The following is a 23622-nucleotide window of genomic DNA, read 5'->3' on the forward strand; positions in this document are numbered from 1 at the left end:
ATGAAGATATTCGGGTCATTTCTTTTAAGCTTCATCAGTGTCGCGGCAATGGCGGCTGTGCCGTCCCTTGCCGCAGTTGAACCATCAATGCCTGCAAAAACAGCAAAAGCGGACGGAAAAACCCACCGCCCAAATATGCTGCCGCAACCGGCAACCACCGATGAACTGATTGAGATTGATCCGAGCCGCTTTGGTGCGCGTCCTGCTGATCCGGCTTTTGGTGCTTATCAACGCGGGCTTTACCTTACTGCTTTAAGCCTTGCCAAACCCCGTGCAGAAGCCGGTGATGCTGCGGCACAAACACTCCTTGGCGAAATTTATGCCCGCGGGCTGGGCGTACCGGTTGACCCGAAACTGGCAGCCCAATGGTATGGCAAAGCCGCTGCACAAGATAATGTGCATGCACAATTTCAATATGCAGTGCTGCTGCTTGATGGCAAACATGTGAAAGCTGACCGTACACAGGCTGAAGCATTGATGAAAAAGGCAGCAATTGCCGGTAATGCCATGGCGCAATTTAATTATGCGCAAATTCTGATGCAGAATAACCCCGGTGAGAAGGGCATTGAAGCTGCCTATCCGTGGTTCCAAAAAGCCGCACAAAACAATCTGTCGGATGCCGAATATGCTGTTAGCCAGATTTTAGCGAATGGCACCGCTGCTATCAAACAGAATGAAGCAGAAGCGCGCGTTTATTTGTTGCGTGCGGCACAAAAAAACTACGACACGGCCCAGCTTGATCTGGCCACATGGTTGGTGGAAGGACGTGGCGGCGAGCGCGATTTTGATGCAGGCTTCAAATGGATGCTGCAGGCGGCACGCAACGGCAATGTCGCGGCCCAAGCGCGCCTTGCCCGCCTTTATCGTGATGGTCTGGGAACCGATGGCAATACGGTGATGGCAGCGGCTTGGTATTTTGTTGCCCGCCGCTCAGGCCTCACAGCCTTTGATCTTGATTCCATGCTGGATGGCTTGGAAGATGAACAGATTGAACGCGCCCGAACGCTAAGCCAGGGCCTGCGCCAGTAAGCATAAGCCTCTGTGCTGCGTGATTTAAACCCAGCCTTCCAGCACACGAAAAGCGGGGCAAATTGGCTAAAACATGCTTTAAGCTTGCCAAAATCCGCTTTTTGTGGTCTTGGAAAGTCGATTATTGCGGTATTGGCCTATCCTAGCAATCCGCACTTCCCTTTCACGCTATTTCCGGATCAATTTTATGAAGATCAATGGTAATGAAATCCGCCCAGGCAATGTTATTGAACATGCCGGCGGTCTTTGGGTAGCAGTTAAAACCAATGCGGTTAAGCCTGGTAAAGGCGGCGCGTATAATCAGGTTGAACTGAAGAACCTCATCAACGGCACCAAGCTGAACGAACGTTTCCGCGCGGCTGAAACTGTTGAACGCGTCCGTCTTGAACAAAAGGACTTCTCCTTCTTGTACGAGCAAGGCGAAGCGCTGATTTTCATGGACACCGAATCCTATGAACAGCTCGAACTGCTTAAAGATTTCGTTGGCGACCGCGCTGCATTTTTGCAGGATGGCATGATGGTCACCGTTGAATTGCACGAAGAGCGTCCGATCGGTATCCGCCTTCCGGATCAGGTCACTCTGGCCATTACCGAAGCTGATCCTGTTGTTAAAGGTCAGACTGCGGCTTCTTCCTACAAGCCTGCAATTCTTGAAAACGGCATCCGTATTCTCGTTCCTCCCTTTATTGAATCAGGTGAACGCGTTATCGTCGATACCAACGAATTAACCTATATCAGCCGCGCATAATCAGCGAGCCAGCTGACTTAAGTCAGCCACGCTGATCGCAAAACTGATCAGAACAGAAAATTAGGACGGATTAGGCATGGCGCGTTCAGCCGTACTCAATGTTATGGTTCAGGCCGCGATGAAGGCCGGACGCTCACTCGCCCGTGACTTCGGTGAGGTACAGAACCTTCAGGTCTCGCTTAAAGGCCCTGGCGACTATGTCAGTCAGGCAGACCGCAAGGCAGAACAGATCATCTTCACCGAGCTGAAAAAAGCGCGGCCGGATTACAGCTTCCTGATGGAAGAAACCGGCGCAGTTGAAGGCAGTGACGCCCAGCATCGCTGGATCATTGACCCGCTTGACGGTACCACCAATTTCCTGCACGGGATTCCGATGTTTGCCGTCTCGATTGCTCTTGAACGTCAGGGGCAGATCGTTGCCGGCGTGATTTACAATCCGGCAATGGACGAATTATACACCGCAGAACGTGGCGGCGGGGTTTTCCTCAACGACCGTCGTTTGCGTGTCGCAGCGCGTGGTAAAATGGTTGATGCCGTGATCGGCACCGGCATTCCGCATATCGGCCGCGGCCATCATGGCCACTATCTGGTGGAACTGCGCAATATCATGGCGGATTCCGCCGGTATCCGCCGTATGGGCGCGGCAGCGCTTGATCTGGCTTATGTTGCCGCCGGTCGTCTTGATGGTTTCTGGGAAGATGATTTGCAGCCTTGGGATATGGCCGCAGGTATTCTCATGATCCGTGAAGCCGGTGGTTTTGTCTCCGACAAAAACGGCGGACAAGATATGTTTGCCACCAAAGGCATTGTTGCAGGTAATGAAGCCATTCATAAAGCACTGATGGCCACATTGAAAAAACCAATCTGATTTCAACGTCAGTTTGTCGTTTAAAAATGCCGGCTTCGTGAGAGGCCGGCATTTTTAATGCTAAAAATTTGATATAAAAATTTAAATTTAAAAGCTACGATTTGATGATCTGCATTTACAGCCATCATGCTGTCTGAAAACCAACAGCCGTCAATCATAGTTTCCTATAGTCATTGTTCATTGCGAATATGATTAAGAGACACGATTTTTGTTTGCGGCGAAATCCCAATTTTGCATTTTAAAATTGTGACAAATTAAATGCCCATATTCTTTTAAAAATTAAATGCATATGTTGATTTTCCGGCATTTATAATTGCCGACAAAAGATTACCCTATTTCACAGTCTATAAATTATAAGCTAGCTTCAAGATAAATGAATCGGACGGCAGTGGAGAAGATAAGTGATGCAGGCTGAAAAGCGCGACCAGCAGGCCCAAAGTTTCACCAGAAATTTCAACGCGGATTATATGTCCATCCCCATGTCGACGCCGCGGATGGTGATGATTACCATGATCATCTTCCTGATCATCGTGGCATTTCTGGCAGCAGTTCTCTCCCGCCAGATCCATATGTTCTTTGTCACCAATCCAGGCCTGAACGGCCTGATCTTAGGCGTTTTGCTCGCAGGCATTTTGCTGGCCTTCGGACAAGTCATTCGCCTGATGCCGGAAATCCGCTGGGTCAACTCACTGCGCCGCGGTGATGATGGCAACACTTCGCGACCGCCGGTTTTACTCGCACCGATGCGCGCATTGCTCAGTCATCAGCAATCCATGGCGCTTTCCACCACCTCGATGCGCTCCATTCTTGATTCGATTGCCACCCGTCTTGATGAAAGCCGCGATATTTCCCGCTATTTCATCGGATTGCTGGTATTCTTAGGCCTGCTTGGTACATTCTGGGGCTTGCTGGAAACCATCGGCTCTATCGGCAATACGATCCAAACCCTTGATCCGGCTTCAGGCAGCACCAGCGATGTGCTGGACGCATTGAAGGCAGGCTTGCAGGCACCTTTGAGCGGCATGGGCACCGCCTTTTCCTCATCGCTGTTTGGCCTTTCCGGCTCGCTGATTTTGGGCTTTCTCGATTTGCAGGCAGGACGCGCGCAAAACCGTTTCTATACCGAACTGGAAAACTGGCTGTCTTCGGTCACTGATTTAGGTTCCGATTTGAACCAAGGTGGCGCTTATGCACAAGGTTCAACCGAAGACATCCGCGACATTGCCAGCCGCCTGCAATCGATGCAGGAAAATGGCAGCCCGAACCAGCGCACCACTGCGGCCCTTGCCAACTTGGCTGAAGGCATCCACGCTTTGGTAAAAAATATGCGCAGTGAACAACAATTGATGCGCGATTGGGCAGAACGTCAAGCGGAAGACCAGCAGGCAATCCGCCAAACATTAGACAAGCTTAACAAAGCGCTCAATGAAACCAACCGTAATCCTTCGGGCGGGAGCCGTTAAAGATGGCTCTTTCACGCAACCGCCGGCAAAACCGGCAAGTCGATTACTGGCCGGGCTTTGTTGATGCTCTATCAACATTGCTGCTGGCGATCATGTTTTTGCTCACGGTTTTTGTGCTGGCGCAATTTTTGCTCAGCCGCGAAGTCAGTGACAAAGATGATGTGTTGGCGCGCCTCAACAGCCAGATCAACGAGTTGACACAGCTTTTGTCCCTGGAACGCGGCAACGCCCAAGATTTGCAAGACACAATCGCCAATCTGCAAGCCTCCCTTTCTTCAGCTGAAAGCGAACGCTCACGTTTGCAAAGCCTGCTCAATGAAGGTAGCGGTGCAGGGGCAGCAGCAGACAAGAAAATTGGAGATTTGAACGCCAATCTTGATCAGGAAAAGCAGATCAGCGCCCGCGCACTCTCACAGGTAGAACTTCTCAACCAGCAGATTGCCGCACTCAGACGCCAGATCGGTGCATTGGAAGAAGCACTCAATGCCTCTGAAGCACGCGACAAAGAATCAAATGCCAAGATTGCAGATCTGGGCAAACGGTTGAATGTGGCGCTAGCCCAACGGGTGCAGGAATTGAACCGCTACCGCTCTGATTTCTTCGGGCGGTTGCGCGAGATTCTCTCCGACAAAGAAAATATCCGCATTGTTGGCGACCGCTTTGTGTTCCAATCCGAAGTGCTCTTCCCGACGGGTTCGTCCGATATCAATCCGGCAGGTCTCATTGAGATGAAAAAGCTTGCCGATGCGGTGATCACGCTCAACAATGAAATTCCGGATGACATCAACTGGATTTTACGTGTAGACGGCCACACCGATAATATTCCGCTCTCCGGCACCGGACGTTTCCGCGACAATTGGGAGCTGTCCTCAGCGCGCGCCACATCGGTGGTCAAATATCTGATCGCCAATGGTGTTCCGGCCAACCGGTTGGTTGCAGCTGGTTTTGGCGAATATCAGCCACTGGATGATTCGAATGATAGTGATGCACGTGCCAGAAACAGGCGTATCGAATTGAAACTCACCGAACGATGAACATGAAAAAAGCCTTGGGAATGTTGTGACCTCCCAAGGCTTTTTTTATTTCAGCAATGCTTATACACTATACTATACGGCAGCATCTTCTTTGACAAAAATACTTTCCTTGGAGAAGACGCCAGCACCAGCTTCAAACTGAAGCTTGGCAAGGCGGGCATAAACGCCGTCTTTTTGCACCAGTGAAGCATGGGTGCCTTCTTCAATGATGCGGCCATCATCCACCACCAAAATGCGATCGGCTTTCAACACCGTCGCCAAACGATGCGCCACCACCAAAGTGGTGCGGCCTGACATCAAATGCTCAAGGCCCTTCTGCACCAGCATTTCACTTTCAGCATCCAACGCCGAAGTCGCTTCATCCAGCAACAGAATGGGTGCATCACGCAGGATAGCGCGCGCAATAGCGATTCTCTGACGCTGACCACCGGAAAGGGTCATGCCGCGCTCGCCCACCATTGTGTCATAACCTTTTTCCAACGCCATGATGAAATCATGCGCCAAGGCTGCTTTGGCAGCAGCAATAATATCTTTTTCCAAAGCGTCAGGTCGTCCAAAAGCGATATTCTCACGCAAAGTACTGGCAAAGATTGCCACATCCTGCGGCACCACCGCCATGCGGCCACGGATCGCCAGCGGATCTGCTTCAGGAAGCGCCACGCCATCAACACGAATAACACCCGATTGCGGATCATAATAACGCAGTAGAAGCGAGAAAATCGTGCTCTTACCAGCACCCGATGGCCCTACAATCGCAACGCTTTCGCCAGACTTCACGCTGAAATTAAGGCCACTGAGCGCTGCCTTTTCAGGACGCGCCGGATAATGGAAAACCACATTTTCAAAGCTGATTTCACCAAGGGCTGGAACAGGCAGCGCAACCGGGTTACGAGGGGCTGCAATAGCGGGCACTTCGTCCAGAATTTCGGTCAGACGCTCGGTCGCACCGGCAGCTTGCGCCAACTCACCCCAAACTTCCGACAATTGCCCCAAGGAACTCGCAGCAAAGACAGCATAAAGCAAAAACTGCCCCAATTGTCCGGCGCTCATCGTGCCGGATAACACATCATTGGAGCCGAACCACAACACCCCGACAACGCTTGAAAAAACCATAAAAATGGCAAAAGAGGTGAGAATCGCGCGCGCAAAAACGGAAGAACGTGCCGCTGCAAAGGCATTTTCCACTGCCTTGGCAAAACGGCCAATCACCATTTTTTCGTTGGTGAAAGCCTGCAATGTGCGCATGGCGCTGATCTGTTCACTGGCATAGCTATTGGCATGAGCCAGCATATCCTGCGCTGCACGTGAACGACGGCGCACCGAGCGGCCAAAAGCAATCAGCGGCAACACGATCAATGGAATCGCACCAATCACCAACGCCGACAGTTTCGGGCTCGTTACCACCATCATGCCGACCGCACCAAGCCCCATGATAATATTGCGAAGCGCAACCGATGCTGTGGCGCCAACTGCCGATTTGATCTGAGTCGTATCGGCAGAAAGACGCGAGACAATTTCGCCGGAATTGGAACGATCAAAGAAATCCTGCGACAATCTCGTCACATGATCAAAAACTGCATTGCGCAAATCGGCCACAACACGCTCACCAAGCGTAATCACGAAAAAATAACGCATGCCCGAGGCCAGTGCCAACATCAGCGCCAGCACCACCAACATGCCGAAATAATTATTGATGAAAGTGGTATTATCGGTCGAAAAACCATTATCCACCATACGGCGCACGGCTATCGGCACCATCAGCGTTGTGGTGGCAGCAGCAACCAGAGAAACCAGTGCACCCAAAACCAGAAGCTTGTAACGGGCTAAAAATGGCAACATACGCCGCAGGGGTTTTACTGATCTCTTAGGCTTATTGTTAACTTCTTCTGACATTTTCTTGACTTTTTCCGGATGCTTTGCGACCATTATTGCGATTGCGCCTTGTTATTATCGTATGGCTGATGTATAGGCTCGCCAACCCTTTTGGAAGCCGTCGCCTTATGGCGTGCGCCTTCATAACTGCCATTGGGCGAAAGTGCTACAGTCTGATACTGGATTGAAGCATGATCGTCTATCAATCTTTCAGGAATATATCGATGAAAGCCAATATCCATCCCGACTACCACACCATCAAGGTCGTGATGACCGATGGCACAGAATACCAGACCCGTTCAACATGGGGCAAAGCAGGCGATACGATGAACCTCGATATCGATCCTACCACCCATCCAGCATGGACCGGTAATGCTCAGACCTTGCTTGACCGCGGTGGCCGTCTGTCCAAGTTCAAGAATCGCTTCGGCAATCTGGGTATTTAATTTCAAATGCCTCGGGCAGTTTCGGGATTACAGCTTCGCTGATCAAAAACCGAAAATGCAAAAGTTTAAAAAACCTCGCTCCGGCGAGGTTTTTTTATGCGCTGATTATGCGTGCACCCGCCAATAAAAAGAGTCCGGCTTGATAGAGCCGGACTCTTTTTATTGATCAATTATATGAAGAATCACTCAGCGCTGAGTTTCGCCATCACTTCATCAGATACTTCGAAGTTGGCATAAACGTTCTGCACGTCATCGTCATCTTCCAATGTGTTGATGAGCTTGAGCACGGAACGCGCCTTTTCTTCATCCACATTGGTGCTGTTCTGCGGCTTCCAGACAGTCTTGATAGATTCGGCTTCACCAAGTGCTGTTTCCAGCGCCTTGGAGACCTCTCCAATGTCTTCGAATGCACAGATGATCACATGCTCTTCTTCACTTGACTGAACGTCGTCAGCGCCTGCCTCAATGGCAGCTTCCATGATCGCATCTGCGTCGCCTGCTTCTGGCTTGTAGACGATTTCGCCAACGCGGTCGAACATGAAAGAAACAGAACCTGTTTCACCCAAAGCACCACCCGATTTGGTGAAAGCTGCACGCACATTGGAAGCGGTGCGGTTGCGGTTGTCGGTCAGCGCTTCAACGATAACCGATACACCGCCCGGACCACGACCTTCGTAGCGTACTTCATCATAGTTCTCGCCATCATTGCCCGCAGCCTTTTTAATGGCGCGTTCAATATTGTCTTTCGGCATGGATTGCGCTTTCGCGTTCTGGATCGCCAGACGCAAGCGCGCATTCATGGTCGGATCAGGCAAACCCTGTTTTGCAGCAACGGTGATTTCTCTACCGAGCTTCGAAAAAACTTTTGAGCGCATAGCGTCCTGACGACCCTTGCGATGCATAATATTTTTAAACTGCGAATGACCAGCCATGACACCCCTGTATAGGTTCTTTAAATAACGTGCGGACAAAAGCGATGGCGGCTTTTGAAAATCAAGCTATTTGCAGCGCCTTTTATTGCGCCGTAACCGCAAGCCAGCCATCCTTATCCGGACGGGAATGCGGCCTTATACGGAAACTTGCGCTCTACGTCCAGTCCACCCCCTGAGCCACAAGCGTTGCGAAACTGTATATTGCTGATTTTGCGCGCAAAAAAAATACAAAAACATAGACACATCAGTCATTATTGATTATCTATAATTACATGAAAAGCGAAGCCAACGAAACTATTGCCGTCAAAATCAGCCGTATCCTTGCCGACCGTATTATCGATGGCACACTGGAACCGGGCACAAAACTGCGGCAAGACCACATTGCGGAAGAGTTTCAAACCAGCCATGTGCCGGTGCGTGAAGCTTTTCGCCGTCTGGAAGCGCAAGGGCTCGCGATTTCCGAGCCGCGCCGCGGTGTTCGCGTTGCCTCTTTTGATATCAACGAAGTGCGTGAAGTGGCAGAAATGCGTGCTGCATTGGAAGTTCTGGCCCTGCGCCATGCTGCGCCGCACATGACCCGTGCCATTTTGGAAGCCGCCGAACAAGCGACATCCGAAGGTGACAATTGCGCCAATATCCGCGAATGGGAAGCAGCAAACCGACGTTTTCATCGTCTGATTATTGAACCATGCGGCATGCCGCGCCTGCTCTCAGCGATTGATGATCTGCATTCTGCCAGCGCCCGCTTCTTGTTTTCCACATGGCGCAGCGAATGGGAAGTGCGCACTGACCATGACCATCGTGCCATTCTTGACGCCTTGCGCAAGGGCGACACTGACAGCGCCTGCCTTATCCTCGCCCGTCACGTGCAATGGATCGGCCACCGACCAGTCAGAACCGCCTCCGGAAAAATCCGCGACGGCTTCTCCATTATTGGTTAAATTCCAGCCACTTTTACCATAACAGTCTTTCATTTTTTAAAGCCACTTCAGCTGAGAGCCGCATCACGATCAAGCGGATTGATATGCTGCTTTGGGCTTTTCTCACCTGTTGACCAACACCGAAACAGCCATTTCAATGCATATGATTTTAAGAACTATCTATAAAAATTAAATTAAAGCTATATTTTTCACTAATCACCACATAGACATGATTAAAATTATAATCAATAATAACAACAATTTATAATCATATTTGTTGTTTTTCTCGCTTAATCATAGAGTGCAGACTTGCTTTCTTGTAAAAATTCATAACAGATATATAGATCAAAATTAGATTTTATCTATAATTTATCTATGGAGTGATTATGTCCCAAATCGAGATGCATGCGCATTCAGGTTTCAGCCCCTTAAACCTTGATAGCCGCTCGCTGCCTGTACGTGTTGCCGCCGTTCTGTTCGGTACATTTATCCTCGCACTCACCTCGCAGGTCGAAGTGCCGATGATTCCGGTTCCGATCACCTTGCAAACCTTGGTTGTACCATTGATTGGTGCGCTTTACGGCTGGCGATTAGGCGCCCTCACCGTACTCGCATGGCTCGGTGAAGCCATGGTGGGCATGCCGGTTCTGGCAGGCGGTTCGGGTGGCATCATGGCTTTTGCAGGCCCGACTGCCGGCTATCTGGTATCCCTCCCGATTATCGCTGCCCTCACCGGTTATCTTGCCGAACGCGGCTGGAATGGGAAGCACGTTGGCTTTGCCTTCGCTTCATTCCTTGCCGCCAATGCACTTTGCCTTGTCATGGGCACGCTCTGGCTCTCCTCACTTATCGGCATGGAAAAAGCCATTGCCTTTGGTGCAACACCATTTTTGGTCGGCGCTGTGATTAAATCGGCATTGGGTGCTGCCATTTTAAAAGCAGCAAGCCGTTAACCTGCTGAATTGATTTAAAATAAACCCTATCCGGTTCGTGAACCGGATAGGGTTACAGATTATACGGTTTCATGACTATTCATCTGCGCGGCCACCATTTGCTTTGCATGCTGACCTATATCGGCAAAGGCTATACGCCCTTTTTTGTCGAAAATTATGACCAGATTGCCGAACAACTCAGTCGCGGCACGGTCATCACACTGGTCAATGGCCCCGATGATATTTGCGCGCCACTTTTATGTGAGAGCAACTGCCATTGTCACAATCAAAGCGTCACCTTCCGCGATCAGGCAGCACTGGAAGATATCAGCGCACTGCTGGGCGTGCGCCTGCAACAAGGCAGCAAATTTATTCTCAACCGGCAATTATTGCAAAAGCTGCGTGATGCGTTTCGCGAGAACACAATCCGCAATGCTTGCAAAGGCTGCGAATGGTCAGATCTCTGCACCGACATCGCGCAAGAATCTGCTTACCAACATGTCAAAGTGCAATGCATCGACATAATTTAAACCCATAAAAAAACGGTTGGTTACAGCATCCCGCAACCAACCGTTTTAATACTTATCCATCCGCCCATCAAAGCCGGATAAATAACTTAACCCATACCGAGCGCATCCATATAAAGCTGGATCATCGCTTCTTCTTCCTGACGCTCATGCTCTTCTTTTTTGCGTAGGCGAATAATGGTGCGAACAGCTTTGCTATCAAAGCCCGAACCTTTCAGCTCGGCATAAACTTCTTTGATATCGTCCCCGATGGTTTTCTTTTCTTCTTCCAGACGTTCGATACGCTCGATGAAAGAACGCAGTTGACCGACGGCTACCGTTTGTGCGGTTTCAGTTGTGATGTCATCCACAGGAGATACTCCAATTTATTAAAACAGGTAACTGACTGCGACTCGCAGCATGAATATTTTGCTTTTCGATGCCTGACAGGGGCACAATGGTCAAGGGTATCCACGCAACTGGATGCCCATTATCAAAGCCATTGTGCCGAGTGCAATCACCGCGATTTTCCAAAAATCACTGCGGCGGCGCAATCCCGGCAAACCCAATGGCCTGAAAATATGCAAGATCATGACAATGATCAGCAAAGCAGGCAATATTTTGGACATCCGCGTCCCCTTAAAACATTTAATTCTTTACCCCTCGCCCACGGAAGACAGGGATAAGAAAACAATCCTTATCCGCAAAACGCTAAATTGATCTTAAGTTTTATGGACGCGCCTAGCGAGATGTGCCTAAGATCGCTAACTCAGACTGTTTTGGGAGGAACAGAATGGCATCGCAATACAGGGATATTTATTCCATCTGGCAGAAAAATCCGGAACAGTTTTGGCATGAGGCTGCACAAAATGTGCATTGGTTCAAACCTTACGACAAGGTGTTTGATGCCGATCAAGGCGTTTACGGGCGCTGGTTTATCGGTGGCGAAACCAACACTTGCTATAACGCTATCGACCGCCATGTCGAACAAGGCCGCGGCAATCAAACCGCCATTATCTATGACAGCCCTGTCACCAACCAAAAGCGTAAAATTACTTATACGCAACTATTGGAAGAGGTGGAAGCTCTCGCCGCGGTGATGCAGGATAACGGCATTGTCAAAGGTGACCGCGTGCTCATCTATCTGCCGATGATCCCAGAAGCCGCTGTTTCGATGATGGCTTGCGCGCGAATCGGTGCCATTCATTCGGTTGTTTTTGGTGGTTTTGCGGCGCACGAGCTGGCGACACGCATTGATGATGCTGCTCCCAAAATGATTATTGCCGCCTCTTGCGGTGTCGAGCCTGGCCGTGTTGTTGCCTATCAGGACATGCTCGATAAAGCGATTGAGATGAGCCGCCACAAGGTTCAGCATTGCATTATTTTGCAACGCCCTGAAAAGGCGCATATTCCGGTGGAAGGCCGCGATATCGATTATAAACAAGCCGTTGATGCTGCCCGTGGTCGTCATGTGCCATGCGTGCCGGTACTGGCAACGGACGGGCTTTATATCCTCTATACATCCGGCACCACCGGTGAGCCCAAAGGCGTGGTGCGCGATCACGGCGGCCATATGGTGGCACTTACATGGTCTGTCGGTGCGGTTTACAGCATCAAGCCGGGCGATGTTTTCTGGGTTGCTTCTGATGTCGGCTGGGTTGTCGGTCATTCTTATATTATCTACGCTCCGCTTTTCATTGGCGCGACTACTGTCATCTATGAGGGAAAACCGGTCGGTACCCCTGATGCAGGCGCATTCTGGCGAGTGATTTCCGAATATAATGTCCGCATCATGTTCACAGCTCCCACAGCCCTGCGCGCCATCAAAAAAGAAGATCCGGAAGGATTACTCACCCAAAAATATGATCTTTCCAAGCTGGAATGTATGTTTTTGGCTGGCGAACGCGCTGACCCCGACACGGTCAAATGGGCAGAAAACATTCTCAATGTGCCGGTGATTGACCACTGGTGGCAGACCGAAACCGGCTGGGCCATTGCCGCCAATCCTTTGGGGCTTGGTAAAATGCCGACCAAATACGGCTCTCCCACCGTGGGCATGCCGGGTTATGACATTCGCGTGGTGGATGATGAAGGCCATGAGGTCAAACGCGGGGAACTGGGCAATGTGCTGATCAAACTTCCGCTGCCTCCCGGTTGTCTGGTTACACTTTGGAATGCAGAAGAACGCTTCCGCAAATCCTATCTCGACGAGTTTGAAGGCTATTATAAAACCTCGGATGCCGGCTATATGGATGAAGATAACTATGTCTATATCATGAGCCGTACCGACGACATCATCAATGTAGCGGGCCATCGTCTTTCCACCGGCTCAATGGAAGAAATCATCTCAGGCCACCCCGATGTGGCAGAATGTGCAGTCCTCGGCATTGCCGACACATTAAAAGGTCAGGTACCTTGCGGTTTTTTAGTATTGAAAGCCAATGTCGACAGGCCGGAAAGTGTTATCGAGGCAGAATGCATCGAGCGTGTGCGCAGTGAAATCGGTCCCGTTGCTTCCTTCCGCTTGGCACTTGTCATCAAGCGTCTGCCGAAAACCCGGTCCGGTAAAATCCTGCGCTCCACCATCCAGAAAATTGCCGATGGTGAACCGTGGAAAATGCCCGGTACTATTGATGATCCGGCAATCCTTGACGAAATCGGCGAGGTTTTACGCGGACGTAAAATCGGCAATGCCTGCCAAGCCGCCTGATGACTTCAACAATAAAAAAGCCGTCTGCTTTGGTGCGGGCGGCTTTTTTTGACAAGCATCAATCCGGTCTTAATGATCGTGATTTTTTGCAGCAAATGCTTGTTTTTGCGCGTCGGTCGCTTCCACTTGATAGCGGCTCTTCCATTCCTCAAACGGCATGCCGTAAATAATTTCGCGCGCTTCGTCTTTGCTTAAACTGATATTTTTTTCTTCAGCCGCATCCTTATACCAGTTCGCCAAACAATTGCGGCAAAAACCGGCCAAATTCATCATGTCGATATTTTGTACATCGGTATTTTCACGCAAATGCTCAACCAACCGGCGAAACGCTGCCGCTTCCAATTCAACTTGTGTCTGTTCATTGATTTTCGACATACCTACCTCCTGTCAAACCGGATCGGTACGCGATCCGAAAAACTGAATTTCCTGCATCTCAGGCCGCTGATTGATCGCAGTCAACATCGGTGCCAGACGCGCCACCCATTGATCCGTGCCCGCACTATCGGCAATCAAATCCTGCCGCACCTCAATCAGAATATGCGGATAACCTTTTGATGTCGCATGTTTGAACATCGCATCATTGCGTAAAGCACCATCATAAGGCTCATTGTCACCGGTAATCAGCAAATGCTCGGCACGCAGCATTTCCAATAATGGGCGCAATGCCCTGTCATCTTTATCCCAGAGTAAACCGCAATGCCATGGTCGCGCTTTACCGCGCCAAACCGGCGTATAAGAATGAATGGAAACAATAAAAGGTGCGCGTCCGCTTTGCTCACGCACCTCATCCACCAAGCCTGAAACCTGATCATGATAGGGACGATAAAACGCGTTGAGCCGTTTTTCTCGCTCCTGCGCATCCATCGGGTAATTGCCCGGTATCACCGCTCCATCCGACAATTGCATGATCAATGTCGGATCATCCTCACCGCGGTTCGGATCAATCAACAGCCGCGAAAAACCGCCAAGCACAGCAGGTGCATCAAGCTTTGCCGCCAATTTTCGGGTCAAATCCGCGACACCGATATCATAAGCAATGTGGCGGTCAAATTGTGCAGCATCCAGCCCCAAACTGCCATAGCGCTCCGGCAAAGCACGGCTGGCATGATCTGCGGTCAGTACGATCCCTGATTTTTTATTACCGTCAATCAGTTCAAAAGATGCAAAAGACATAAAAATTCCGGCTTTCTTTTATCCAATTTTATTTTGATCATACAGATAGTTGAAAAATTGTCTTGTTATGACCGCATAGCTCGCATAAAAGTTAAATCTAATCGATTTATTCTGTGACATGGCTATAATATGAACGCAATGATCTGTTTGCTTGCCCCTATTAAGTCTTTGGTTGTGCACGTTGACATCCCATGCGAAACTGCCGAAAAGAGAGCATCAAAAGATGAATTTTCCAAGCGTAGCAACCAGTCAATTGCGCGCTGAAAGGTTTCGTTGAATGCGACTTTCACATTATTTAGCTTTATTTGCAGGCACCGGCCTCATGGCAACGGCGCTGATGGGCGTTGAAGCACGCGCTGATTTCCGCGTTTGCAATGCAACGCAAAATCTGGTCGGCGTTTCGATCGGCTATCGTGCAAAAAGCGGTTGGGTCACAGAAGGCTGGTGGCACGTTAATGCTTCCAGCTGCAAAACATTGATCGAAGGGCCTTTGTCATCAAGATATTACTATCTTTATGCAGAAGATGCAGAAGGTGGCGGTCGCTGGGATGGCAAAGTGAATATGTGCGTGGCTGAAAAAGAATTCCGTATCAACGGCGTGGAAGAATGTCTCTCACGCGGGTTCCAGCGCGCAGGCTTCCAAGAATATGACACAGGCGAACAATCGAGCTGGATGGTCCAGCTGACTGATGAGACACCGCCTGAAACTCCGACAGTAACAGGAACACCCAATCCATGAAGCGTAATCGTAAGGTCAAGATTCTCGCAACCCTTGGCCCGGTATCATCGGAAGAAGCAACCATCGCCCAGCTTTTTGAAGCCGGAGCCGACGTCTTTCGTATTAATATGAGCCATGCCAGTCATGACCTCATGCGCACATTGGTAAAACGCATCCGTAATGTTGAAAAACGAGTCGGTCGCCCAATTGGTATTCTGGCTGACTTGCAGGGGCCAAAGCTCCGCGTCGGCAAATTTCTTGAGGGTAGAGTCGAGCTTCAAGCCGGACAGACCTTCACCTTGGACAACAAGGAAGAGCCGGGGGATACGACCCGCGTATTCCTGCCACATCCTGAAATTCTGGAAGCCGTGCAGCCGGGTCATCGCCTGCTGATCGACGACGGCAAGCTGCATCTGGTTGCTGAAAAATGCGATGGCACCTCCATCCAGTGTAAAGTTATTTCCGGCACCAATATTTCTGACCGCAAAGGCGTGAGCCTGCCGGATACCACTTTGGGTGTCGGCGCTCTGACCGAAAAAGACCGCAGCGATCTTGATGCGGTTCTCAAAGAAGAAATTGACTGGGTTGCCCTCTCCTTCATCCAGCGTCCAGAAGATTTGGCGGAAGTGCGCAAAATCGCACGCGGCCGCGTCGGCCTGATGTCGAAGATCGAAAAGCCGCAGGCTGTAACCCGTCTCGATGAAATCATCGAAATGTCCGACGCTTTGATGGTCGCTCGCGGCGATCTCGGTGTGGAAATGCCACTTGAAAGCGTGCCGGGCATTCAAAAACAGATCACCCGTAAAGCACGCCGCGCCGGCAAACCGGTTGTCGTTGCCACACAGATGCTGGAATCAATGATTACCGCGCCCGTGCCTACACGTGCGGAAGTTTCCGACGTCGCAACTGCCGTGTTTGAAGGTGCTGATGCCATCATGCTGTCGGCAGAATCAGCATCGGGCGCTTATCCGGTTGAAGCTGTTGCCACCATGAACCGTATTGCCGAACAGGTTGAGCAAGATCCGACCTATCCGGTCATCATCGACGCCCAGCGCGCGCTGCCGGAACCAACCGGTGCGGATGCAATCTCGCTGGCTGCCCGTCAGATTGCCGAAACACTCAATCTCTCGGCCATCGTCACCTATACCGCATCCGGTACCACCGGTTTGCGTGCAGCCCGCGAACGCCCGAGAAACAGAATCATTTCCGTTTCGCCGGTTGTTGAAACCGCACGCCGCCTTTCGCTTGTCTGGGGTCTGCACTGCGTGGTCACGGAAGATGCCAAAGACCTTGACGATATGGTCAATCGCGCCTGCGACATCACCTATCGTGAAAACTTCGGTAAAGGCGGCGATCGCATCATCATCACGGCAGGTGTTCCTCTTGGCACACCAGGTTCCACCAATATGCTGCGTATTGCCTATATCGGCACTGACGGCAGCAGCGGCACATAATCAAAGCTACAGCGCATAAAAAAAGCGGCATCAAAAATGCCGCTTTTTTTGTTGGCTTTAATTGAGCCTCATGTGTGAATATCGCTCAATTCTTCGGTTAGCAGCTGCACTTGCTGTTGCGCTTCACGCATCATCGGATAAAGCGTCAAAATACGCTCATAAACCTTCAAAGCGCTCGCCTTCTGGCCTTTCTCCTGCAGAATACCTGCAAGTCCTGCCAAGGCACCAAAATGGCGTGGCTCAAGCTCTAAAACGCGGTTGATGTCATAGATGGCGCGGTTAAATTCATTATTGAGCACATGCAATGCGGCGCGACGATTCCAGCTTTCTGCGTTGTCAGGAGCCAGCGCTACCGCCTCATCCAGAAAATCAATCGCAACTGCATATTTCTTCTGTTGCATCGCCTCATAAGACCAGCCGAGCAGCAAATCGACAGTCGCACTGCCGGACTGCGCCCAAATACCGGAGATTTGCGCTGCAATACGTCTGGCCTTCACTTCATTGGACGTTTTCAAAAGCTCGGCAAATAGCTTGTCCAGCCGCTCCGCTGGTGTCAGCTTGACGGCCTCTGCAACGTCTTTAACCTCTGCCTTAGGTTCTTCTGAAACAGCTTTACCTTCACTGTGCTCCAATGGCTTTGGAAGCAGCTCCGGCATTGGTTGCAACGCATCCTGCGCGGCTGCGACAGATACAGCAAGCGACACAGTACCGGCACATACCAGTGCCAGTAAATTTTTAACAAAACAGGATTGCGCATGCGCATAGGAGCAAAAATTCAACATGAGGTAATTTTAGCCATAGAGCCCCTCTGCACAAGTCAAATTTTCAAGCCGCAAGTTTTATAAAAAATTTTATCATCAGGCATAAAAAATGAGAGCATTTTAATCCGTTGTCAGATTAAAATGCTCTCATTCTATTTCGATAAGGCTGCCATAGATTTCTAAAAAAGAAGTCTATATTTCAGCGATCATTCTAACTTGCGCTCTCCGCTGCCGGAGTGCTGAAACCCGTTTTGACACGGGGTGCAAAATTAGCCCTGACGTGCTTTAAAACGCGGAGCAGTCTTATTAATGATGTAAACGCGGCCTTTACGGCGGATAAGCTTGCAGTCGCGATGACGAGCTTTGAGCGCTTTGAGCGAATTCTTGATCTTCATGTCAATCACCGGTCGGGTTGGCCCGTCACCGGGCGTCATAAAAACAGGCGCCCGAGGCGCCAATTACTAAAACGGACAGACAAGCTATCCATTGGGTTGGCCGAAATACACAAATATCGGCCAAAATGTCAACTCCCAAGGGGCAAGAATCCTGAAATCCTTCATAAGAAACTGCCCCTTTTGCAATAAAGAGCTATAAAATCAGCCTTTCTTAGGGCTGACATAGGTCACATGGCCCATTTTTCGGCCTGCACGCGCCTCTGCTTTTCCATATAAATGCAGCATCGCATGAGGCTCGGTAAGAATCGCTTCCACCTGCAAAACATCATCACCAATCAGATTGACCATCCGGCAATCGGAGTGGCGAGTGCTGTCTCCAAGCGGCAATCCGGCAACGGCACGAATATGCTGCTCAAACTGTGAAACAGGGTTGGCAGCTTCAGTCCAATGGCCGGAATTATGCACACGCGGCGCAAATTCATTAGCCACCAATGTGCCGTCAGGCATCACGAAAAATTCCAAGCCCAGCACACCGACATAATCCAGCGCATGCAGCAGTTTTTCGGCAGCAATTTGAGCCTCATATGCTGTCTTAGCACTGATATTGGCCGGAACAGTGGAGGTATCCAAAATGCCGTTTTTGTGCACATTTTCAGCAATATCAAAAAGCGCCACTTCGCCATTACGGCCACGCGCGGCAATCACCGAAATCTCGCGCTCAAAGCTCATCAGTCCTTCGAGAATCGCCGGTGCATGGGCGATTTCGTTAAGTGCTGCATCGACTTTGTCGGCACTATTGCTGTTTTCAGGTGTCAAGCGCACCTGCCCCTTGCCGTCATAACCAAAACGACGGGTTTTTAAGATACCTTGACCGCCAAGAGCAGCCAAAGCTGAAACCAGCATCTCGGCATCATCGACCAAGCGCCAAGGAGCGGTGGCAATGCCGGATTCATTCAAGAACTGCTTTTCAGTAAAACGATCCTGCGAAATTTCCAAAGCGGCAGGTGGCGGATAAACGCCGATTTTTTCAGCCAGTTCCTGCACTGCCTCGATGGAGACATTTTCAAATTCATAGGTGATAACATCACAAGCCTCCACCAACTCAGCCAGCGCTGTCTTGTCATCATAGGCTGCAACAATCTGACGATTGGCGGTTTGAGCGGCCGGACAATCAGCCTGTGGCTCCAGAATGATAGTGCGGAAGCTTAAACGTGCGGCGGCAATCGCCAACATGCGGCCAAGCTGGCCACCGCCGATAATGCCGATTGTTGATCCTGCTTTCAACATTTTATGCCTCATCGCTTGGACGTGCAGCAACACTTGCGCTCTGGTTTTCACGCCATGCATCAAGACGGGTTGCCAATTCTTCATCATGCAGTGCAAGCACGGCTGCTGCCAGCAATGCGGCATTGACCGCACCAGCGCGACCGATCGCCATGGTGCCGACAGGAATACCGGCCGGCATCTGCACGATGGAAAGCAATGAATCCTGACCCGACAGCGCTTTGGACTGAACCGGTACACCAAACACCGGCAGCGGTGTGAGTGAAGCGGTCATACCCGGCAGATGCGCTGCACCACCGGCACCGGCAATAATCACTTTAAAACCTTCGGTTTTCGCGCCTTTGGCGAATTCCATCATCCGCTCTGGGGTGCGATGTGCCGAGATGATGCGCGCATCGAAACCAATGCCGAGTGCTGCCAGAGTTTCTGCGGCATGGCGCATTGTTTCCCAATCGGACTGACTTCCCATGATGACGGCAACATCGAAACGCGGAGCAGAGGTCATTGGTTTTCCCTATAAAATAAAAAAGTGCCCTTGCCGTTTGAAACGGTCAGAACACGGGTCTCAGGACAAGAGGTTTTTTAAGCGATAATGTCAGGAATGATCTGACTTTCCAGTTCATGCTGTTTATCTTTAATGGCAAGTTTTTTCTTTTTCATTCGCTGGATGCGCAACATGTCACTTCCGGTTGCTATCATAGCATTAATTGCGACATCAAAATCTTCATGGTCTTGTTTCAGCCGTGCCAGTGCCAGTCTGATTTCGGCTTGATTTTGATCGGACATACAGTGCCCCATTTTACAATGCGTTGATATGCAACAGCGTTTCGTTCAAAAATCGATTTTGGACGCTTAAAAGCTGTTTGATGGTTTGCGCCATGCCTTTAGCACAAATATTGCAGTTAGAAAATGCTACTACTATCAATTCGACAGACCGCCTCATTCATGTCACACTGTCATTGTCTTGTCATAAAAGCTGCTTGAAACGCAGCTCAAGACACTTGAAGGAAACAACCAAGGAGAATTGATGATGGCTATCGAGTCCCATCTTGCCACGCTGGAAAAGAAGCACGGTACTCTCGAACAGGAAATTTCCACTGCGATGGCATCACCGGCTATCGATAATCTTCTCTTAACCGACCTGAAACGAAAAAAACTACTGCTTAAAGAGCAGATTGAAAAAATTAAACAACAAGTCACACAACACTAAATATTGAATCAGACGCGGGACATTTAACAGACCAGGATCAGCAATGACTGATCCATATAAGCAAGTCTGATGTTCACGGCTAACAGGCTGGACGCTTTGTGATCGGTGGTAAAAGATCACCTTTCGCACAAAGCGTGCAGCCAGATTAGCACTTCTTCCTTTTTAAAATTTTTTTCTTTGCAACCTGTCAAAATTGACAGCTGGTATGCTGAAACTATCACTGTCATTTTCCTGTCAGATTTAACAGGGGTGCATACGGAACCGGTCGGTTTGTCTCCGGTTCGGTTGGGGCAGGTTGTGATCGTTACAATCAACAACCTGCCCTCAAAATCTCACTCTGCTTCTGCACGCGGATCAAGCTTAAAGGCTTCAGGTGTTGCACTGCGTTCCGGTGAAATGGTCGAGAACTGATCTTTTTCCTGACGTGGCACAGATTTGCGCACACGTGAGCGAAACAACACATAAACCGCAATAGAAATATGCGATACGGCAGTGATGGCAAAGAGTGCGGAGGGCCATAAATAATCCATCGCCGTTGCCGCAAGCAAGGGCCCCAGCATGGTACCAAAACCATAGAGCAACAATAAACCACTGGATATTTTGACAAAATTTTCCGATGTCGCATGATCATTGGCATGAGCCACCGCCACCGGATAAAGCGTATAAGCCAGTGCGCCATAACAAGCCGCAGAAATAATAATCATTGAACTGCTGTGCGGGCTCAACAAAAATGTCAGCAAACCTACCATTGCGGCAAGGGTTGCCGTTCCGGCCAACACATAGCGCCGGTCAATCAAATCTGAAATGCGCCCGACGGGGATCTGCATCAATGCGCCGGCGGCAATGGTTGCCGACACCATCAAGGCAATCTGTACATTGGTGATACCGGATTTTGCACCATAAACCGCGCCCAATGTGCCCCATGCCCCATTGGCGATGCCCACCAAAATACAACCGACAAAAGACGCCGGTGAATTGCGGAACAAGGCTTTGAGATCAAGCTGCACTTCAGTTAGCGGTTTAGGGCTGCTGGCAGTGGAAATCGCAATCGGAATGAGCGACAGACAAAAGAAAATACCGGCAAACATAAAGAGATGATCGGAGCGGATATCACCGGCAGAAACCAACATTTGTCCGGTCACGGTCGCCCCGTAGTTGACCATCATATAAAGACCAAAAATCTTACCTCTGCTTTCATTGCTGGCGCGTTCATTCAGCCAGCTTTCGATCACCATGAAAGCGCCTGCCATCGAAAAACCCGTAAATGTGCGCAAAGCTATCCATGTTGTAACATCAACATAAATGCCGGATAAAAGCGCGATGATCGCAGCCGACGCTGCAAAAGTACCAAAGGCGCGCACATGGCCGACACGGCGCACCAAACGTGGCGCGAATAAACAGCCAGCCACAAAACCGCCCGCCCATGTAGTTCCAAGCAGCCCCAGCGATGTCACCGAAAACCCTTCAGCACCACCACGAAGCGGCAACAAAAGCCCGTGCAATCCCGAACCCATCAGCAAAAAAGCTGTACCAAATAACAGAGCCAAAACCTGAACATAAATGCGCAAAAGAATATTCCTAATTTTCAGTCGTTATTTGATTTGAAGTTATGGCAAAATCACCATCAATTATGGTGATTTTGCCAGTCAAAAATATTTATTTACTGCGAGATGCGCATTTATTTTTATTCTGATTCACATTGATTGGATTAATAACGAAACAATGCTTCCGCTTGTTCGCGGCTGCTGCCCCGTAGGCCGTGTTCCTCCCGCAGGCGGTCAATTTCCTGATGAAGCTGCTCGATCAGTTGCTCAATATCCGAAACAGATAGCTCCGAGAGATCATCGCCGATACTGTATCTATGATGAAGCTCGATGGTTTCTTCCAGAAAGCCGGACATGGTATACTCCTCCAAGTCAATATCCGTCACCCAACAGGCTGTAGCTGTCTTTCACGACCCCTTAAAAGCCAGCACACAAATACTTATCATACCTCAATAAGCCGATTTAGCACCCCTAAAATTGCCCCGGTTATTTTAAAGCAATCAGGAGATCAAAATGCATCCGTCATACCCTTCGAAAATGCAGGCAATTGAAATTAAAGAAGCAGGTAGCCCTGATGTTTTGAGCCTGATAACCCGCGACATTTCTGAGCCGAAAGAGGGAGAAATTCTGGTACACGTGCATGCGGCCGGCGTTAATCGTCCTGACGTGTTACAACGTCTTGGCCAATACGCCCCGCCCGAAAGTGCCTCCGATATTCCCGGCCTTGAAATTGCCGGTAAAGTGGTGGCTTTGGGTGCGCAAACTAGCCGCTATCAGATCGGCGATAAAGTCTGCGCGCTTCTGGCTGGTGGCGGTTATGCTGAATATGCGGTGGTGCATGAAAGCAACGCTTTGCCGGTGCCGCAAGGTTTCAGCTATGAAGAAGCGGCCTGTATTCCCGAAACTTTTTTCACCGTCTGGCACAATGTCTTTGAACGCGGCAATTTAAAGGGTGGCGAAGTCTTTTTGGTGCATGGCGGCACCTCCGGTATCGGCACTACAGCTATTCAACTGGCAAAAGCTTTCGGCGCTTTCGTTATTGCCACGGCGGGATCAGATGACAAATGCGAAGCCTGCATGAGACTTGGCGCAGACATTGCCATCAATTACAAAACGCAAGATTTTGTCGAGGCCGTCAAAATCGCTACCAAGAGCAAAGGTGCGGATGTGATTCTCGATATGGTTGGCGGCGATTATGTCGACCGCAATTATCAGGCTGCCGCTATGGACGGCCACATTGTGCAAATCGCCTTTCTCAATGGTGCCAAATCCACCGCCAATTTTGCTCGGTTAATGACCAAACGCCTGACCCATACCGGCTCTACTTTGCGCGCGCGCTCGGTAGAATTTAAAGCAAACATTGCCGCGGCACTGGAAGCTGAAGTCTGGCCACTGCTTGAAAAACGGCTAGTCGCACCGGTTATGGATCAAAGTTTTACACTTGCAGATGCTCATCTTGCCCATAAGCGCATGGAAGACGGTAACCATATTGGCAAAATCGTTTTGAAAATTCTTTGATAAACACGGCAGTTTTTCGTCAAAATAAGCCCGCTTTCTTGGATTTAAATGAAAAACTGCCGTATCTCATCACCAAAGTTGAAGATAAACAATGTCACTTGATGC

At 49.9% G+C, this 23622-nt stretch carries 27 protein-coding genes; 14 read left to right on the plus strand and 13 right to left on the minus strand.

What is annotated here, in order from left to right; all coding sequences use genetic code 11:
- From JNC77_RS10650 to JNC77_RS10670, 5 genes are all read left to right on the plus strand, one after another.
- Positions 1-1029: a tetratricopeptide repeat protein gene (locus JNC77_RS10650; RefSeq protein ID WP_374832268.1), complete on the plus strand. Its 1029-nt coding sequence runs from the start codon at positions 1-3 to the stop codon at positions 1027-1029.
- Between the two features lie 187 nt (positions 1030-1216).
- A complete protein-coding gene (efp, locus tag JNC77_RS10655) occupies positions 1217-1777 on the plus strand; it encodes an elongation factor P (protein ID WP_374832270.1) in 561 nt (186 codons plus the stop codon).
- A gap of 76 nt (positions 1778-1853) precedes the next feature.
- Positions 1854-2645, plus strand: coding sequence for an inositol monophosphatase family protein (locus tag JNC77_RS10660; RefSeq protein ID WP_374832272.1), 792 nt, complete (start codon positions 1854-1856; stop codon positions 2643-2645).
- A 467-nt stretch (positions 2646-3112) separates the two neighbouring features.
- Positions 3113-4108, plus strand: a complete 996-nt coding sequence (locus JNC77_RS10665; RefSeq protein ID WP_374832464.1) for a MotA/TolQ/ExbB proton channel family protein — start codon at positions 3113-3115, stop codon at positions 4106-4108.
- A gap of 2 nt (positions 4109-4110) precedes the next feature.
- Positions 4111-5142 (plus strand): peptidoglycan -binding protein, encoded by a 1032-nt coding sequence (locus JNC77_RS10670; protein ID WP_374832274.1) that lies wholly within the window; start codon positions 4111-4113, stop codon positions 5140-5142.
- Between the two features lie 72 nt (positions 5143-5214).
- Here JNC77_RS10670 and JNC77_RS10675 read toward each other — a convergent pair whose 3' ends face one another.
- A complete protein-coding gene (locus JNC77_RS10675) occupies positions 5215-7035 on the minus strand; it encodes an ABC transporter transmembrane domain-containing protein (RefSeq protein ID WP_374832466.1) in 1821 nt (606 codons plus the stop codon).
- Positions 7036-7238: 203 nt separating this feature from the next.
- On the opposite strand from JNC77_RS10675, the gene rpmE reads away from it, so the two are divergent.
- On the plus strand, positions 7239-7460 hold the full coding sequence (gene rpmE / locus JNC77_RS10680; RefSeq protein ID WP_374832276.1) for a 50S ribosomal protein L31: 222 nt from the start codon (positions 7239-7241) through the stop codon (positions 7458-7460).
- Positions 7461-7642: 182 nt separating this feature from the next.
- Here the strand turns inward: rpmE and JNC77_RS10685 are convergent, their stop codons facing one another.
- On the minus strand, positions 7643-8392 hold the full coding sequence (locus JNC77_RS10685; protein ID WP_374832278.1) for a YebC/PmpR family DNA-binding transcriptional regulator: 750 nt from the start codon (positions 8390-8392) through the stop codon (positions 7643-7645).
- Between the two features lie 272 nt (positions 8393-8664).
- Here JNC77_RS10685 and JNC77_RS10690 point away from each other — a divergent pair, with 272 nt between their 5' ends.
- The 3 genes from JNC77_RS10690 (at position 8665) to JNC77_RS10700 (ending at position 10774) form a co-directional block, all read left to right on the plus strand.
- Positions 8665-9333 carry a GntR family transcriptional regulator gene (locus JNC77_RS10690; protein WP_374832280.1) on the plus strand — a complete coding sequence of 223 codons (669 nt, stop codon included), beginning with the start codon at positions 8665-8667 and terminating at the stop codon, positions 9331-9333.
- A 380-nt stretch (positions 9334-9713) separates the two neighbouring features.
- Positions 9714-10265, plus strand: coding sequence for a biotin transporter BioY (locus tag JNC77_RS10695; RefSeq protein WP_374832468.1), 552 nt, complete (start codon positions 9714-9716; stop codon positions 10263-10265).
- Positions 10266-10336: 71 nt separating this feature from the next.
- Positions 10337-10774: a DUF1284 domain-containing protein gene (locus tag JNC77_RS10700; RefSeq protein ID WP_374832282.1), complete on the plus strand. Its 438-nt coding sequence runs from the start codon at positions 10337-10339 to the stop codon at positions 10772-10774.
- An 86-nt stretch (positions 10775-10860) separates the two neighbouring features.
- Here the strand turns inward: JNC77_RS10700 and JNC77_RS10705 are convergent, their stop codons facing one another.
- Both JNC77_RS10705 and JNC77_RS10710 read right to left on the minus strand, forming a co-directional pair.
- The gene (locus JNC77_RS10705) at positions 10861-11121 is read right to left on the minus strand and encodes a GapR family DNA-binding domain-containing protein (protein ID WP_184222512.1); all 261 of its coding nucleotides are present in this window, start codon (positions 11119-11121) and stop codon (positions 10861-10863) included.
- Between the two features lie 90 nt (positions 11122-11211).
- Positions 11212-11379 (minus strand): hypothetical protein, encoded by a 168-nt coding sequence (locus JNC77_RS10710; protein WP_374832284.1) that lies wholly within the window; start codon positions 11377-11379, stop codon positions 11212-11214.
- Between the two features lie 164 nt (positions 11380-11543).
- On the opposite strand from JNC77_RS10710, the gene JNC77_RS10715 reads away from it, so the two are divergent.
- Complete coding sequence (locus tag JNC77_RS10715) at positions 11544-13460, plus strand: propionyl-CoA synthetase (protein ID WP_374832286.1); 1917 nt, start codon at positions 11544-11546, stop codon at positions 13458-13460.
- A gap of 69 nt (positions 13461-13529) precedes the next feature.
- Here the strand turns inward: JNC77_RS10715 and JNC77_RS10720 are convergent, their stop codons facing one another.
- Positions 13530-13835, minus strand: coding sequence for a DUF1244 domain-containing protein (locus JNC77_RS10720; RefSeq protein ID WP_374832288.1), 306 nt, complete (start codon positions 13833-13835; stop codon positions 13530-13532).
- A gap of 12 nt (positions 13836-13847) precedes the next feature.
- A complete protein-coding gene (locus JNC77_RS10725; RefSeq protein WP_374832290.1) occupies positions 13848-14633 on the minus strand; it encodes an N-formylglutamate amidohydrolase in 786 nt (261 codons plus the stop codon).
- Positions 14634-14910: 277 nt separating this feature from the next.
- On the opposite strand from JNC77_RS10725, the gene JNC77_RS10730 reads away from it, so the two are divergent.
- Together JNC77_RS10730 and pyk are read left to right on the plus strand one after the other, a co-directional pair.
- Positions 14911-15372, plus strand: a complete 462-nt coding sequence (locus JNC77_RS10730; protein WP_374832292.1) for a DUF1036 domain-containing protein — start codon at positions 14911-14913, stop codon at positions 15370-15372.
- On the plus strand, positions 15369-16805 hold the full coding sequence (pyk, locus tag JNC77_RS10735; RefSeq protein WP_374832294.1) for a pyruvate kinase: 1437 nt from the start codon (positions 15369-15371) through the stop codon (positions 16803-16805). The genes JNC77_RS10730 and pyk overlap by 4 nt, the downstream gene beginning before the upstream one ends.
- 68 nt (positions 16806-16873) lie before the next feature.
- Here pyk and JNC77_RS10740 read toward each other — a convergent pair whose 3' ends face one another.
- The 5 genes from JNC77_RS10740 to JNC77_RS10760 all read right to left on the minus strand — a co-directional run bounded on the left by JNC77_RS10740 (position 16874) and on the right by JNC77_RS10760 (position 20031).
- Entirely contained in the window at positions 16874-17587 is a 714-nt protein-coding gene (locus JNC77_RS10740) for a tetratricopeptide repeat protein (protein WP_374832296.1), read from the minus strand.
- A gap of 248 nt (positions 17588-17835) precedes the next feature.
- Positions 17836-17961 (minus strand): type B 50S ribosomal protein L36, encoded by a 126-nt coding sequence (ykgO, locus tag JNC77_RS10745; protein WP_184222528.1) that lies wholly within the window; start codon positions 17959-17961, stop codon positions 17836-17838.
- A 201-nt stretch (positions 17962-18162) separates the two neighbouring features.
- Positions 18163-19260, minus strand: coding sequence for a 5-(carboxyamino)imidazole ribonucleotide synthase (locus JNC77_RS10750; protein ID WP_374832298.1), 1098 nt, complete (start codon positions 19258-19260; stop codon positions 18163-18165).
- On the minus strand, positions 19250-19750 hold the full coding sequence (gene purE / locus JNC77_RS10755) for a 5-(carboxyamino)imidazole ribonucleotide mutase (RefSeq protein WP_374832300.1): 501 nt from the start codon (positions 19748-19750) through the stop codon (positions 19250-19252). Before purE ends, JNC77_RS10750 begins: the two co-directional genes overlap by 11 nt.
- A gap of 77 nt (positions 19751-19827) precedes the next feature.
- A complete protein-coding gene (locus JNC77_RS10760; protein WP_374832302.1) occupies positions 19828-20031 on the minus strand; it encodes a YdcH family protein in 204 nt (67 codons plus the stop codon).
- 241 nt (positions 20032-20272) lie between these two features.
- Between JNC77_RS10760 and JNC77_RS10765 the strand changes: the two genes are divergently transcribed.
- Complete coding sequence (locus JNC77_RS10765) at positions 20273-20455, plus strand: DUF465 domain-containing protein (protein WP_374832304.1); 183 nt, start codon at positions 20273-20275, stop codon at positions 20453-20455.
- A gap of 332 nt (positions 20456-20787) precedes the next feature.
- Here JNC77_RS10765 and JNC77_RS10770 read toward each other — a convergent pair whose 3' ends face one another.
- A complete protein-coding gene (locus JNC77_RS10770; protein WP_374832306.1) occupies positions 20788-22023 on the minus strand; it encodes an MFS transporter in 1236 nt (411 codons plus the stop codon).
- Positions 22024-22163: 140 nt separating this feature from the next.
- Entirely contained in the window at positions 22164-22355 is a 192-nt protein-coding gene (locus JNC77_RS10775; RefSeq protein WP_374832308.1) for a DUF1192 domain-containing protein, read from the minus strand.
- A 157-nt stretch (positions 22356-22512) separates the two neighbouring features.
- On the opposite strand from JNC77_RS10775, the gene JNC77_RS10780 reads away from it, so the two are divergent.
- Complete coding sequence (locus JNC77_RS10780; protein ID WP_374832310.1) at positions 22513-23517, plus strand: NAD(P)H-quinone oxidoreductase; 1005 nt, start codon at positions 22513-22515, stop codon at positions 23515-23517.
- Positions 23518-23622 lie beyond the last annotated feature (105 nt).

Source organism: Paenochrobactrum pullorum (assembly GCF_041929845.1).
GTDB classification, from domain to species: domain Bacteria; phylum Pseudomonadota; class Alphaproteobacteria; order Rhizobiales; family Rhizobiaceae; genus Paenochrobactrum; species Paenochrobactrum pullorum.

Bases quoted from the DNA above. Each gene is read 5' to 3' on its own strand.
- JNC77_RS10650 (WP_374832268.1), top strand. From the start codon at position 1: ATGAAGATATTCGGGTCATTTCTTTTAAGCTTCATCAGTGTCGCGGCA.
- efp (WP_374832270.1), top strand. From the start codon at position 1,217: ATGAAGATCAATGGTAATGAAATCCGCCCAGGCAATGTTATTGAACAT.
- JNC77_RS10660 (WP_374832272.1), top strand. From the start codon at position 1,854: ATGGCGCGTTCAGCCGTACTCAATGTTATGGTTCAGGCCGCGATGAAG.
- JNC77_RS10665 (WP_374832464.1), top strand. From the start codon at position 3,113: ATGTCCATCCCCATGTCGACGCCGCGGATGGTGATGATTACCATGATC.
- JNC77_RS10670 (WP_374832274.1), top strand. From the start codon at position 4,111: ATGGCTCTTTCACGCAACCGCCGGCAAAACCGGCAAGTCGATTACTGG.
- JNC77_RS10675 (WP_374832466.1), bottom strand. From the start codon at position 7,035: ATGTCAGAAGAAGTTAACAATAAGCCTAAGAGATCAGTAAAACCCCTG.
- rpmE (WP_374832276.1), top strand. From the start codon at position 7,239: ATGAAAGCCAATATCCATCCCGACTACCACACCATCAAGGTCGTGATG.
- JNC77_RS10685 (WP_374832278.1), bottom strand. From the start codon at position 8,392: ATGGCTGGTCATTCGCAGTTTAAAAATATTATGCATCGCAAGGGTCGT.
- JNC77_RS10690 (WP_374832280.1), top strand. From the start codon at position 8,665: ATGAAAAGCGAAGCCAACGAAACTATTGCCGTCAAAATCAGCCGTATC.
- JNC77_RS10695 (WP_374832468.1), top strand. From the start codon at position 9,714: ATGCATGCGCATTCAGGTTTCAGCCCCTTAAACCTTGATAGCCGCTCG.
- JNC77_RS10700 (WP_374832282.1), top strand. From the start codon at position 10,337: ATGACTATTCATCTGCGCGGCCACCATTTGCTTTGCATGCTGACCTAT.
- JNC77_RS10710 (WP_374832284.1), bottom strand. From the start codon at position 11,379: ATGTCCAAAATATTGCCTGCTTTGCTGATCATTGTCATGATCTTGCAT.
- JNC77_RS10715 (WP_374832286.1), top strand. From the start codon at position 11,544: ATGGCATCGCAATACAGGGATATTTATTCCATCTGGCAGAAAAATCCG.
- JNC77_RS10720 (WP_374832288.1), bottom strand. From the start codon at position 13,835: ATGTCGAAAATCAATGAACAGACACAAGTTGAATTGGAAGCGGCAGCG.
- JNC77_RS10725 (WP_374832290.1), bottom strand. From the start codon at position 14,633: ATGTCTTTTGCATCTTTTGAACTGATTGACGGTAATAAAAAATCAGGG.
- JNC77_RS10730 (WP_374832292.1), top strand. From the start codon at position 14,911: ATGCGACTTTCACATTATTTAGCTTTATTTGCAGGCACCGGCCTCATG.
- pyk (WP_374832294.1), top strand. From the start codon at position 15,369: ATGAAGCGTAATCGTAAGGTCAAGATTCTCGCAACCCTTGGCCCGGTA.
- JNC77_RS10740 (WP_374832296.1), bottom strand. From the start codon at position 17,587: ATGTTGAATTTTTGCTCCTATGCGCATGCGCAATCCTGTTTTGTTAAA.
- ykgO (WP_184222528.1), bottom strand. From the start codon at position 17,961: ATGAAGATCAAGAATTCGCTCAAAGCGCTCAAAGCTCGTCATCGCGAC.
- JNC77_RS10750 (WP_374832298.1), bottom strand. From the start codon at position 19,260: ATGAGGCATAAAATGTTGAAAGCAGGATCAACAATCGGCATTATCGGC.
- purE (WP_374832300.1), bottom strand. From the start codon at position 19,750: ATGACCTCTGCTCCGCGTTTCGATGTTGCCGTCATCATGGGAAGTCAG.
- JNC77_RS10760 (WP_374832302.1), bottom strand. From the start codon at position 20,031: ATGTCCGATCAAAATCAAGCCGAAATCAGACTGGCACTGGCACGGCTG.
- JNC77_RS10765 (WP_374832304.1), top strand. From the start codon at position 20,273: ATGATGGCTATCGAGTCCCATCTTGCCACGCTGGAAAAGAAGCACGGT.
- JNC77_RS10775 (WP_374832308.1), bottom strand. From the start codon at position 22,355: ATGTCCGGCTTTCTGGAAGAAACCATCGAGCTTCATCATAGATACAGT.
- JNC77_RS10780 (WP_374832310.1), top strand. From the start codon at position 22,513: ATGCATCCGTCATACCCTTCGAAAATGCAGGCAATTGAAATTAAAGAA.